The 10,692-nt window shown below is 57.3% G+C and carries 15 protein-coding genes and 1 pseudogene; 14 read left to right on the top strand and 2 right to left on the bottom strand.

The genetic code is table 11. The features are described from left to right. Nucleotides 1-155: 155 nt before the first annotated feature. Together CWR53_RS23420 and CWR53_RS03265 are read right to left on the bottom strand one after the other, a co-directional pair. A complete protein-coding gene (locus CWR53_RS23420) occupies nt 156-380 on the bottom strand; it encodes a Cro/CI family transcriptional regulator (protein WP_100852577.1) in 225 nt (74 codons plus the stop codon). Nucleotides 381-382: 2 nt separating this feature from the next. Next, on the bottom strand, nt 383-679 hold the full coding sequence (locus CWR53_RS03265; protein ID WP_100850803.1) for a Cro/CI family transcriptional regulator: 297 nt from the start codon (nt 677-679) through the stop codon (nt 383-385). 105 nt (nt 680-784) lie between these two features. Here CWR53_RS03265 and CWR53_RS03260 point away from each other — a divergent pair, with 105 nt between their 5' ends. The 14 genes and pseudogenes from CWR53_RS03260 to CWR53_RS03195 all read left to right on the top strand — a co-directional run bounded on the left by CWR53_RS03260 (nt 785) and on the right by CWR53_RS03195 (nt 10,552). Continuing rightward, nucleotides 785-1,531 carry a LexA family transcriptional regulator gene (locus CWR53_RS03260; protein ID WP_100850802.1) on the top strand — a complete coding sequence of 249 codons (747 nt, stop codon included), beginning with the start codon at nt 785-787 and terminating at the stop codon, nt 1,529-1,531. Nucleotides 1,532-1,671: 140 nt separating this feature from the next. Then, nucleotides 1,672-2,067 carry a response regulator transcription factor gene (locus CWR53_RS03255; RefSeq protein WP_100850801.1) on the top strand — a complete coding sequence of 132 codons (396 nt, stop codon included), beginning with the start codon at nt 1,672-1,674 and terminating at the stop codon, nt 2,065-2,067. An 88-nt stretch (nt 2,068-2,155) separates the two neighbouring features. After that, nucleotides 2,156-2,578: a carbon storage regulator gene (locus CWR53_RS23415; protein WP_100850800.1), complete on the top strand. Its 423-nt coding sequence runs from the start codon at nt 2,156-2,158 to the stop codon at nt 2,576-2,578. After that, nucleotides 2,568-2,804: an Arc family DNA-binding protein gene (locus tag CWR53_RS03245; protein WP_100850799.1), complete on the top strand. Its 237-nt coding sequence runs from the start codon at nt 2,568-2,570 to the stop codon at nt 2,802-2,804. Before CWR53_RS23415 ends, CWR53_RS03245 begins: the two co-directional genes overlap by 11 nt. Further along, nucleotides 2,801-2,944 (top strand): hypothetical protein, encoded by a 144-nt coding sequence (locus CWR53_RS22890; protein WP_181405458.1) that lies wholly within the window; start codon nt 2,801-2,803, stop codon nt 2,942-2,944. Before CWR53_RS03245 ends, CWR53_RS22890 begins: the two co-directional genes overlap by 4 nt. Further along, a complete protein-coding gene (locus tag CWR53_RS03240; RefSeq protein WP_100850798.1) occupies nt 2,941-3,675 on the top strand; it encodes a hypothetical protein in 735 nt (244 codons plus the stop codon). The genes CWR53_RS22890 and CWR53_RS03240 overlap by 4 nt, the downstream gene beginning before the upstream one ends. After that, nucleotides 3,672-3,992 (top strand): hypothetical protein, encoded by a 321-nt coding sequence (locus CWR53_RS03235; RefSeq protein WP_100850797.1) that lies wholly within the window; start codon nt 3,672-3,674, stop codon nt 3,990-3,992. The genes CWR53_RS03240 and CWR53_RS03235 overlap by 4 nt, the downstream gene beginning before the upstream one ends. Then, on the top strand, nt 3,989-4,762 hold the full coding sequence (locus CWR53_RS03230; RefSeq protein ID WP_100850796.1) for a metallophosphoesterase: 774 nt from the start codon (nt 3,989-3,991) through the stop codon (nt 4,760-4,762). Before CWR53_RS03235 ends, CWR53_RS03230 begins: the two co-directional genes overlap by 4 nt. A gap of 159 nt (nt 4,763-4,921) precedes the next feature. Then, a complete protein-coding gene (locus CWR53_RS03220) occupies nt 4,922-6,145 on the top strand; it encodes an Arm DNA-binding domain-containing protein (protein ID WP_249414294.1) in 1,224 nt (407 codons plus the stop codon). Further along, nucleotides 6,081-6,920, top strand: coding sequence for a hypothetical protein (locus tag CWR53_RS03215; protein ID WP_138031804.1), 840 nt, complete (start codon nt 6,081-6,083; stop codon nt 6,918-6,920). The genes CWR53_RS03220 and CWR53_RS03215 overlap by 65 nt, the downstream gene beginning before the upstream one ends. A 632-nt stretch (nt 6,921-7,552) precedes the next feature. Further along, nucleotides 7,553-8,965, top strand: coding sequence for a YfjI family protein (locus CWR53_RS03210; RefSeq protein ID WP_100850795.1), 1,413 nt, complete (start codon nt 7,553-7,555; stop codon nt 8,963-8,965). Next, nucleotides 8,949-9,308 carry a hypothetical protein gene (locus CWR53_RS03205; protein ID WP_100850794.1) on the top strand — a complete coding sequence of 120 codons (360 nt, stop codon included), beginning with the start codon at nt 8,949-8,951 and terminating at the stop codon, nt 9,306-9,308. The genes CWR53_RS03210 and CWR53_RS03205 overlap by 17 nt, the downstream gene beginning before the upstream one ends. Next, a pseudogene (locus CWR53_RS03200) lies at nt 9,286-10,265 on the top strand (integrase domain-containing protein). The gene CWR53_RS03205 and the pseudogene CWR53_RS03200 overlap by 23 nt, the downstream one beginning before the upstream one ends. Further along, the gene (locus CWR53_RS03195) at nt 10,262-10,552 is read left to right on the top strand and encodes a hypothetical protein (protein WP_100850793.1); all 291 of its coding nucleotides are present in this window, start codon (nt 10,262-10,264) and stop codon (nt 10,550-10,552) included. Before CWR53_RS03200 ends, CWR53_RS03195 begins: the two are co-directional and overlap by 4 nt. The last annotated feature ends 140 nt before the right edge of the window (nt 10,553-10,692 follow it).

Raw genomic sequence — 10,692 nt, 5'->3', positions numbered from 1 at the left:
GTGGGTCCGCCCCCGGTTAGGGTGGATTGGTAAGTCTTTTTGGTGGCGCAGCTGTTGGATGCATGTGTTGATTCCTAGATGGCGCCAGCGGCGAGAGAATACTTCTGGTTTCGCCGTAGATGATGAACGGGGCCATTGCAAAAAATGCTATAGCTCTATGTTCCTCGGCCAGGAAAACGGCTTATCTCAAAAGCTTGAGCGGTACCGCATTCTTGAACCACCACGTAGATTTCTCTTGATGCACCAACCGCTTTCGAGAGCGCAGGCGGCGTGCACCCTAGAGCCCTCGCTGCAGCGCTGCGCCCATGTGATCTGACGAAATCGGCCAATGTGACGTCGTTTCCGTCCGGAGAAAGAATTGAGTGGAGTGCAGCTCCCATGGTCATGACGCACCTCCGGCACTGGATGGATTCACAGAGGGTTTGCCCGTCTGAACCGTCAAGGCCAGATGGCGTATCGTTTCATCCAAGGTCGGGCCTGATTCAGCCTCCCGATCATTCCGGGTGGGGAACAAACGAAATTCGACGGCAGCAAAAGAACCGTCGTCTTGCTGCGTGACGTAGACCGTACGTCCAATGCGGATAGCCTTACTCAGGGCACCCTGTGTCATGCCCAGTAGGGATGCTGCGTGCGGCTGCCCGTGACCCTTTGCGAAATCTTTCAGGGGGACCATGGTCATGGCCTACCTCCAGCTAGTGCTTTGCAGGGATAGTACCTTTGGCATTTATTTCTTGCAATACCTTTGGCATTTGATGGGCATTACTAACGGGAATATTATGCGACCATGAAAAAGCCATTACCTGCTGATCGCGCGGAAGAATGCCAGAGACTCAAGGCGATCTTCGACGGCAAAAAAAAAGAGCTCAAGCTCACTCAAGAGAAGCTTGCGCACCGCTTGGGTATCAACCAGAGCTCTGTTAGCCATTATCTGAACGGCGTGAACCCACTGAACGCCGCAGTCGCCGCAGCCTTCGCCAAGAGTCTTGGAGTACCCGTCAGGGATTTCAGCCCCCGCTTGGCGGACGTGATTGAGTCCTTTGCGGATGACTTCAAGCAAACCTGGTCTCGCAGCGCCAAGGTTTTGGATGCCGTTCCTCACGAGCAGTACGTGCTCATTCCTCAGCTGTTGGACGATAACTCATTTGTCCCTGGGGTAAACGATGAGCATGTAGGGCTTACTGAAGGAATGTTGTTCCGCCGCGGCTGGCTTAGAGACATGGGCCTTCATTACCCACACCTCAAGATCTTGTACGTTACAGACGACAGCATGGCCCCACATATCGCTCGCGAGGATGTAGTCATGATCGACACATTCAAGAAGATACTTGAGGATGGAAAGATTTTTTTAATCAGTCGTCCTGATGGGAAGACCACCATCCGCAGGGTCTTCCAAATGATTTCCGGCGGCTGGGCACTGAGGTGTGACAACCTGGATAAGCAAAGGTATCCAGATGAGATGCTTAGCAGTGAGGCTGCAGATAGGCTTCCTGTCGTAGGACAGGTAGCCTGGCGCGGAGGAAGCTCCAGATGACTAGGTCAGTAGAGCAATACTGAAACCGCTTTCGAGCGGTTTTTTTGTAAACCGCCAAATAAATATTACCAAAGGCATTTACACAATAAATTGCCTTTGGTAATTTTATCTCCATCGACTCATCGCATGGAGCAACCCGCATGACCAATCAGACCATCACCGCCAGCGGCTGGACCGGTTTTCTCGGCATGGGGCTTGCTCCGCGTGAACTTGAGGCAACGCTGCATGCAGCCAACGATCTGACCCAGAAAGAGATCGCGCGGTTGATGGGGATCAGCCCCAAGACCGTTGAAAAGCGTATCGAGGACGCCCGGTTTAAGCTCGGTGCCAAAACCATGCGTGGCTTGGTGCTCGAAGCGTTCAAGCGCCAGATCATCAGCCCCGCCGTAATGGCCTTGGTCGCGCTTATGACGACTCACGCCGTGCTTGGCGACGACCTTATGCTTCGCGTACGGCGCAGCGGTAACGGTGGCGAGCGCCGGGTGGAAACCCGTGCAGCAACCCGGCGCGTCGACTGCGCCCTGGCGGTGGCGTGACGCCTACCACCTGATTTGACCAAACCAGTTTTTGCGAAAGCCAACAACCGCGGCAGGCCTTTGGCTTGCCTGAAATAAGGAGATTCACATGCTCATACTTACTCGTAACGTCGGCAAAGCCATCATCATCGGTGGAAGCATCCGCGTCACCATTGCCGGGTTGCAAGGTAACCAGGTTCGCCTAGGCATTGTGGCGCCGCAAGGCGTGGTCATCGACCGCGAAGAAATCCACCAGCGTCGAGTTGCCGAAGGTAACTTCCAGGAGGCCCCAGCGTTCAGCATCGACGAGCACGTCAAACTGGTTGCCGATGCACGCCGGTACCGACGCCTCCGTGACCGAGTTTGCATCGAGGATCCAACCAACGTCGTGCTAGTCACTCAGGGAGACACGGTCATTGGCGGCGCCGACCTTGATCGCGCGCTGGATGAGGAGCTGCGCCTGGAAGCCTTGGAGCAGCCAGTGATGCAGAGCATGGCAGCCAACCCTTTGGAGGTGTGCCATGTCCTTTGAATACGGCTCGCGCACGGCTGACAAATTCGTCGTGCGTCTCCCTGATGGAATGCGCGACCAGGTGGCCAAGGCCGCCGACGCAGACGATCGCTCCATGAACTCGCTGATCGTGAAGGCGATACGGGAGTACCTGTGCCTGCAGCAGCGCCAGCAGGCACTGCTCGGCGCGCTTGTGCTGGCGAACCAGGTCCCGGAGCAGCAGGAGCAGCAGGAGCAGCAGCCATGAGCCAGGCCGGTCTGCTTCTACTGCTGTGGGATGCCCTGCAGCACCGTGAAACCACCTTTGGCCAGGTCCTCGACCTGTCTTCCGCTTGCGGCCTCGATGGGCGCCGCGTGCTGGCCGACCACTTCCGGAGGCTCTCATGAACAAGCGTCGAGCAATCAACCCCGCCGCCCTCCCTGCCGTAGGCCAGCCCCTGGGTGGCGGATTCTACGCCGGCCGGATCTTCTTCGACGGCGCCGAGCACGCAGTGATAGATGCAGGCAGGGAGTTCGAGGTCGCCGCCCACTGGTGGCAGGAGGAAGGCCCGCGCCCACGCATCAACGGTGCTACCTGCCGGTTCGACGGCATGGCCAACACTCAAGCCATGGCTGCCGAGGGCAGCGCCATCGCCCGCAAAGTTCTGGGCATGAACATCAGGGGCACCTGGGGCTGGCATATCCCGTCTATCGAGGAACTGCAGGTGCTGCGTTGCAACCTCCTGCAGCTGCCCGACTGGAACAGCAGCATGTCACAGCGCGACAACTCCCCGAACGCTTTCGCTTGCGCTCACGATTATTGGAGCAGCAGCCAGAAGTCGAACGCGGCCACAGCATGGTGCATGGCCATGCTGCCCTGGTGCACGCCTGATACGAACTGGGTGAGCAAGAGGAAGGGCATCCGCCCAGTGCGCACCCTGCTGATCAGCCAGGAGGCTTACGTGCACGCCCCGGCGACCGACGCACCTATCACAGAGGCGGATCTGCGCGGCCTGGCCAACCAGCAGGCAGTGGCCACCGTGCTCGAGCGGTTCGTGAACGAGGACACGGGGAAGTTCTACGGGCGGACCGAAGCGTTGGTGGCTGAGCTGGCGGCGCTGGCAGGAGGTCGACCATGATGCAGACCCTGATCTCCACAGGCATCAGCGCGATCATTAGCCTATCGCTGCTATTCGGCGGTACACAGCTTCACCGGTTCGCCTTCTATGTGACCGTGGTATTCAACGTCATGGCCTGGGCCGGCGTGCTGAGTGGCGTGGTTACCGGGGATGCAGCCGAGCGCATCATGCATTACTTCTGGATGAGCCTGATCAGCAGCTCCTTCCAGCTGTACGCGTTGATATACAGCGGCCACCCCATGCTTGCAGCGTCTTCTTTCCTGGTGTCGCTATTCATCGTTACAGCGGCAGCGAAGGCCACGGGGGTAATGTCGTGAGCATTTTACAGCGTTTCCCCATCAACACCGCCGGCCGCGACTTTGCCGTCGGTGACATTCATGGACACTTCACTCGCCTGCAGCGCGCCTTGGACGCGGTCAGCTTCGATCCAGCTGCTGATCGGCTGTTCTCCGTAGGCGACCTGGTGGACCGCGGGCCCGAGTCGGATCAGGTGGATACCTGGCTGGCTAAGCCATGGTTCCACGCTGTGCGCGGTAACCACGAGCAGATGGCGATCGAGGCTTACCGGTTCGATCCGTCCGGCCGCATCAGTGACGTGCACCTATCCAACGGCGGGGCCTGGCTCTATGCCAGATCATCCGTGGAGCAGGCGTGCTATGTCGAGCTGCTGGCCGACCTGCCGCTGATCACTGAGGTGATGACGCCCCAAGGCTTTGTCGGGATCGTGCACGCTGACTGTCCTTTACCTACCTGGCAGATGCTCCAGTCCTGGGCCGAAGGCGGCATGCCGGGCCTCCGCAATATCGAGGAGGCGGTGCAATGGTCGCGCAGCCGGATCACCCATGAGCAGCACCACCGTGTCAGCGGCGTGCGGGCGGTGGTGGTAGGCCACACACCGGTTAGGCGCCCGGCGGTGCTGGGCAACGTTTATCACATCGACACAGGCGGCTGGATGGATGGGCACTTCACGCTGCTGGACCTGCACACCCTGCAGGCCCACCCGCAGAGTGACCCCAAGTTGAGCTGGGATTGGGATGATGTGACAGATCGCCGTGATAACCCAAACCTGGCGCACCAGGTGGAGTAGATCAATGCGCTACATGACCGTCAGAAAGTTCGCCAGCGAGTCTGGCTACACCGAGGACGCGATCCGCTCAAAGATCCGCGACGGGATCTGGCGGCTTGGTGAGATTTGGCTGAAAGCTCCGGATGGCCGGACGCTGATTGACATGGAAGGATATGAATCATGGGTAGAGGCGGGAGCGGGGTCAGGGCAGTCTCAGACTCGAGCATCGAGATCACGTTCATGTACCGGGGTGTTCGGTGCCGCGAGCGCGTCGCGCTCAAGCCCACCGCCACTAATCTGAAAAAGGCCCAGCAGCACAAGGCGGCTATCGAGCACGCAATTGCTCAGGGGACATTCGACTACGCCGTCACGTTTCCAGGATCAGCGCGAGCAGCCAAGTTCGCGCCGGAGTCGAGTCGGGAGACTGTTGGCGGCTTCCTCACGCGTTGGCTTGAAGCGAAGAAGAAACACGTCTCCAGCAGCACGTTCGAGGGCTACCGGAAGATTGTCGAGCTAAGGCTTGTGCCGGCCCTGGGTCACCACTTGGTGGTGGACTTCAAACGCAAGATGGTTCGGGATTGGCTAGACGGTCTGAAGGTCAGCAACAAAACGCTGAGCAACATCCAGAGTTGCCTGCGCTCGGCGCTGAACGACGCGGTCGACGAAGAGCTCCTCGACACTAATCCGTTGGCCGGTTGGACATATGCCAGGAAAGAGGCACCGCCTCGAGATGATGATGTGGACCCATTCTCGCCCGAGGAACAGCAGGCAATTCTGGCGGCATTGACCGGCCAGGCGCGCAACATGGTGCAGTTCGCGCTGTGGACCGGCCTGCGAACCAGCGAACTGGTGGCATTGGATTGGGGAGACGTAGACTGGGTACGGGGAGAAGTGATGATCAGCCGTGCTATGACCCAGGCAGCGGGTGGGGAGGCCGAGGTCACCAAGACAGCAGCAGGACGGCGCTCTGTGAAGCTGCTGCGCCCCGCCCTTGAAGCGCTCACAGCGCAGAAGGCGCATACGTTCTTGGCTGATGCTGAAGTATTCCAGAACCCCCGGACGCTTGAACGCTGGGCCGGGGACCAGCCAATCCGCAAGACAATGTGGCACCCGGCAATGAAGAGGGCCGGCGTTCGATACCGGCGCCCATATCAGACACGGCACACCTATGCGTCGATGATGCTGTCGGCTGGGGAGCACCCTATGTGGGTGGCCAGACAGATGGGACACAGTGACTGGACTATGATTGCGCGGGTATACGGAAGATGGATGCCTGCTGCAGACACGTGCGCAGGAGCCAAAGCGGAATCTCTATGGCAGCCAAAGGAGGGAAGCGCAGATGATGGATACGCCACAAAAGCCGATAAAACTAGCTCGCAACTCGCAGGGAGATCTGGGGCCTAAAGACTGGATCAAAGAGGGAGACGGCCTGTACGTTAGCGCACGCCACTTGTGGGCGTCGTGGGTAGTAAAGTCACGTAAATTTGAAAATTTACGTGACTTCAAAAACATGAGACGGGAGTTTATAAATCACGTAAATGTCAGCAACGGGTTTCCAAAGGCCTCAATCCTGCTAATCGGATACTGCGTTGAAATGTACCTCAAAGCTGGGCTAACAAAACTATTTATAGGCTATCCAGACGATTCATTTCGTAGTCAGCTAAGAAGCTACTCCCATAACTTCCGAGCCATCGCCTCGGACTTGCTGACCAATATTAGCCATCAGCAGATAAGGGATTTAGATTCGCTCAAAAATTTTGTTCTTAATGATGCCAGATATCCAGTGGAAGGCGGAGAAAACGAAGAGTATGTCAATAGCTATAACAAAAGGTACAGAAAGATTTTTAATGCGAACTCTTTCAAGCGCTATTGCATGCTGGCCAAACACATAAAACATGAGGTTGGAAAAATAGATTCAGACAGTTCAAATCCTTGCAGCCATAAATCTTGGGAAGTCGGACAAGACGGCTTTCTTTGCTACCGCTATGGTGGCAATCTTCCACCGAGAATCACCTACCGAAATTGTTCATCAGAACCTCTCCAGGATGATGTAGTCGGAGAGGTCAAGGATTTGATGGAGCAAAATGACATTCATATCCCGGGGAGATTCGCCGACTACATGCTGTTCGTTGAGGTAGTCAAGCAGAATGGGATAAGGCAACTGAAAAAGAAACGGTAATGACAGCGTTATGCCAGCCTTGACGCTCAAGGCGGCATGAAACTTTGATTAGACGGGGGTTCAAATCCCCCCGGCTCCACCAAATTGACGAAGGAAGGCGCCTATGGGCGTCTTTTTTTGTGTCTGCGATTCAATAAAGTTTCAACCGTTCGTTGTAATGGAGTTTCAGTTCGCCGCACTCGGCCACTCAACCGTTCCGACTCCTTTATCCAGCAATGAGAGGAGCGCGCCTTCCGCTGTTCCTGCCCTCATAGCACATTGCGTAGCGCAATTCCCCTCGTGACAAACGCCGATGCCACCAGCTACAGCCATGTAGATGATGGTGCCGCAGACCAAGGAATGGACTGCACCTGACTGACAGTCAGGCATGCCCCGGTCATCGCATTGCTGCTTGCAATTGGCTCAGGATCTCGCGGCACTGGTCTTGTCAGCCAATGCAGCCTCCACCCGCCCACCGGCAACGGTGCTCAGGAGGCCAGATCATGAGATGCCCTTGCTCCCGGACGCAAGGAGCCGCCAGTCCCGCGCCAGTAGACACCCTCACAGGTCGCAGGGGCCTTGATCCCTGATAACACTCAGCATTCTTGGCGGGATGACGTGAGGGAGAGATCGGTAATTGATGGAGGAAGGCTATGCAACTGCGCCAAGTACAAGGGCCGCCACGCCCCTTGTTGGAACAGCAGATAGCGCCCCTACCCTACCCGGTCGCGGCGCTGGGCGATCTATTGGGGCCTGCCGAGGAAATCATGGCCGATGTGATCGGCGTGCCCTGCGCCATGGCCGCGCAATCCGTTCTGGCCACGGCAGCTTTGGCGAGCCAGGCGCACGCCAATGTTCACCTCGACGGCCGAATCTTCCCGTTGTCGCTGTACTTGCTGACGGTGGCTTGCTCGGGTGATCGCAAAAGCGCGGTGGACCATGTTGCGCTGCAGGCCGTACGGGACTGGGAAAGACAGCAGTGGATCGCCTATGGCGAACAGCTCAAGGCGCACCGAGCTGCAATGAGTCTCACCGCGAAGTCACCGACCTCGAAAAAGTCAGCACAGCTAGCGCTGGACGCCCAACCCGAACCCGTCCAACCGAGACTGCTCACTGCTGAGCCGACCATAGAGGGCCTGGTCAAAAGCCTGTGCCACGGTTTGCCCAGCATGGGTTTGCCCAGCATGGGTCTGTTCAGCGATGAAGGCGGCCAGTTTTTGGGCGGCAGCACCATGAGCAAGGACAACATGATCAAGGCCATCACTCACTTGTCGACGCTGTGGGACGGCAGCCCGATTGATCGGTCGCGCGCGATGGCAGGGGAAAGTCTGCGTGCCTATGACCGCCGTCTCAGCATGCACTTGATGCTGCAACCCCGCCTGGCCGACCGCTTGCTTCAGGACGCAGATATCAAAGACCAGGGCATCCTGGGACGCTGCCTGATCAGTTGGCCGGAGCGTCTGGTTGGACAACGGCTATACAAAGCCATCGATCTGACCCGAGATCCAAAGGTGCACCTGTACCAGCAGCGTATTGCCGCGCTGATGCAGAAGCCTTGGTCACGGCATACAGATGGTGGCCTCACACCTGCGGTCATAGAGTTGAGCTTACGCGCCCGTGAAGCATGGATTGCCATTCACGACACCATTGAATGCGAGTCAGGGGAGTTCGGCGAGCTGGTCAACGTCCAAGCTGCTGCGAGCAAAGCCGCCGCGAACGTACTACGCATGGCTGGTGTGATGGCGGTGGTTGAGGAATCGACTGTATTGGAAGACATGCACATTCAGCGCGCCTCCACGCTGATGGATTACTACCTGGCCGAGTACCAATGCCTGACTGAACAGGAACCACTGAATAAGCTTCGCGCAGAGGCTGATTGCCTGCTGCGCTGGTTGATAAAGAAGAACTGGCCACCGTTTCGCCTGCGCGACCTTACGCGCAACGGCCCCCCCTTTGCTCGTAAAAGCACGCGGCACACCTTCGAGTTATTGCTGCAACTGGTTGCTCATAACTGGCTGGACAATGACGGGGACATATTCGAGGTGCGCCATGTTCCGACTCAATGACGCCGTGCGCCGCTATCGAGCGCAACATCGCTCGCCGACCGAGCTACGGTGTGTCGCCGCCACTGCCACCACGTTGTCGCCACGTGCCAATCCAGATGCGGCGGGGATTGTCGCCAGTGTCGCCGCTGTCGCCGCTCCAACATCTGAGTCAACAGACCTCGCTCGACTTATCGAGCAGTTGCAAGAAGAAGAGGCTTTGTTGCAACGCAGCGAAAATGCCCTCCTCATCCGCCCAGCACACTGGGGACAGTTGGACACCATCGGCCTCCACTGGAAATCACTGCTGCTGCTCCTACAAACCAACTATGAAGGTGAAGACAATGGCGCTGGTCGGACGGCGTGACGGTCGCAACTTTGGCTACGGTCGCCAACTGAGCTACGCCGGTCGGCAGGCATTGGAAGATCTGTTTGCCGGAGGCCATTACGCCACCGTCAAAGCGCACAGTGATCGCTGGCACGCCTTCGTGCGCTGGTGCCGGTCAGTGGACGGTCCTGGCTACAACGATGCTCGCCAGATCAGTCAAGAGACTCTTCATGAGTACGCCGCGTACCTACGCAATCAAATTCTCCGAGGAGAAATCTGCATCGCCACTGCGCAAAACCGCCTGAGCAGCGTTAACCGCACCCTCGCTGCACTGCGCGGCGACAAGGTTATGAGACTCGCTAACCCCAGCATGGCAATCGGCCAAGAACGCTCGAATGTGCGCGTTCGTATACCGGACGGCCAAGATTACGCTTCTATCAGCCGCATCGTGACAGTACTTGTTGAACAGCGCTATGAACGGGTAGGAGCGATCGTTTTACTGGCAAGGTCATTGGGTATGCGCTTAAGGGAAGCTGTTCTCGCTGACCTACCTCGTCTGTTGCGCGAGGCTGAGCGCTTTGGCTGCGTCAATATACAAGAGGGGACAAAGGGGGGGCGATCTGGTGCTTTAGCACCCAGGTGGGTAGAGATGCCCCCCAGAGCGAAAGCAGCACTGGACTTTGCTTCGCTCGTCTCACCAGCAGGAAGCCATAACCTTCTGACTAGGCGAGAAAGCTATGTGAGCTTTCTAAATAATCCCATTCGCCATGCGAGACGCATGATGCAGGAACAGGGGCTGAAAGGATTTCATGAGCTCCGAGCTTCTTATGCATGTGAGAGATATAGCAGCTTTACCGGGCACTCCCCCCCAGTCAATGGTGGGCACTGCTATCACACCGACCGTAAGCTTGATCGAATGCCCGGCTGCAGGTCAGCTACGAGCTAGGACACTCCAGGATTGACGTAGCATCAGCGTATATCGGAGGCTGCCGATGATTCGTCAGTCCGATATGTCACTTTTTCTGAGTGGTGTATTGAGTGGTTCGCCAGCGTCAAGACGGCGGCACATCAGTCAGGCGAAAGTCATGCAGACTGCCATCGCAAAAAGATGGCAAAATGCCACCCCGTGGGAGTGGAAGCTGAAGCACGTTCAATGGTTCCTGAACGTTTTCTTGATCAATCGCGCTCCCATCACTCACTATCGCTACGTACTGACCACAAAACTGATTCTGAAACGAATGGAAAAAATTGGGCGCGCGCTCTGGGCCTTCCCCCTTGACTAGCCATGCTGCCGCATCAGTGTGTGTGAATAGAAGCAAAAGCGTCGATCGGACGTGCAAAAGGCCGACGTTTTCCGATCTTAGCCGCTCTGAGCCTTAAGGATAGGGCATGATCTGGACACCCTAAGCGTGTACAATCTCGC

Origin of the sequence: Pseudomonas sp. SGAir0191 (genome assembly GCF_002812565.2) — a bacterium.
Taxonomy (GTDB): Bacteria; Pseudomonadota; Gammaproteobacteria; order Pseudomonadales; family Pseudomonadaceae; genus Aquipseudomonas; species Aquipseudomonas parafulva_B.
Note: the sequence above shows the minus strand (reverse complement) of the source record. Positions and strands in the feature narration are given on the sequence as shown.

What these genes read in the sequence shown, in the direction of transcription:
- CWR53_RS23420 (WP_100852577.1), bottom strand. Translation starts at nt 380, where the DNA reads ATGGGAGCTGCACTCCACTCAATTCTTTCTCCGGACGGAAACGACGTC.
- CWR53_RS03265 (WP_100850803.1), bottom strand. Translation starts at nt 679, where the DNA reads ATGACCATGGTCCCCCTGAAAGATTTCGCAAAGGGTCACGGGCAGCCG.
- CWR53_RS03260 (WP_100850802.1), top strand. Translation starts at nt 785, where the DNA reads ATGAAAAAGCCATTACCTGCTGATCGCGCGGAAGAATGCCAGAGACTC.
- CWR53_RS03255 (WP_100850801.1), top strand. Translation starts at nt 1,672, where the DNA reads ATGACCAATCAGACCATCACCGCCAGCGGCTGGACCGGTTTTCTCGGC.
- CWR53_RS23415 (WP_100850800.1), top strand. Translation starts at nt 2,156, where the DNA reads ATGCTCATACTTACTCGTAACGTCGGCAAAGCCATCATCATCGGTGGA.
- CWR53_RS03245 (WP_100850799.1), top strand. Translation starts at nt 2,568, where the DNA reads ATGTCCTTTGAATACGGCTCGCGCACGGCTGACAAATTCGTCGTGCGT.
- CWR53_RS22890 (WP_181405458.1), top strand. Translation starts at nt 2,801, where the DNA reads ATGAGCCAGGCCGGTCTGCTTCTACTGCTGTGGGATGCCCTGCAGCAC.
- CWR53_RS03240 (WP_100850798.1), top strand. Translation starts at nt 2,941, where the DNA reads ATGAACAAGCGTCGAGCAATCAACCCCGCCGCCCTCCCTGCCGTAGGC.
- CWR53_RS03235 (WP_100850797.1), top strand. Translation starts at nt 3,672, where the DNA reads ATGATGCAGACCCTGATCTCCACAGGCATCAGCGCGATCATTAGCCTA.
- CWR53_RS03220 (WP_249414294.1), top strand. Translation starts at nt 4,922, where the DNA reads ATGGGTAGAGGCGGGAGCGGGGTCAGGGCAGTCTCAGACTCGAGCATC.
- CWR53_RS03215 (WP_138031804.1), top strand. Translation starts at nt 6,081, where the DNA reads ATGATGGATACGCCACAAAAGCCGATAAAACTAGCTCGCAACTCGCAG.
- CWR53_RS03210 (WP_100850795.1), top strand. Translation starts at nt 7,553, where the DNA reads ATGCAACTGCGCCAAGTACAAGGGCCGCCACGCCCCTTGTTGGAACAG.
- CWR53_RS03205 (WP_100850794.1), top strand. Translation starts at nt 8,949, where the DNA reads ATGTTCCGACTCAATGACGCCGTGCGCCGCTATCGAGCGCAACATCGC.
- CWR53_RS03195 (WP_100850793.1), top strand. Translation starts at nt 10,262, where the DNA reads ATGATTCGTCAGTCCGATATGTCACTTTTTCTGAGTGGTGTATTGAGT.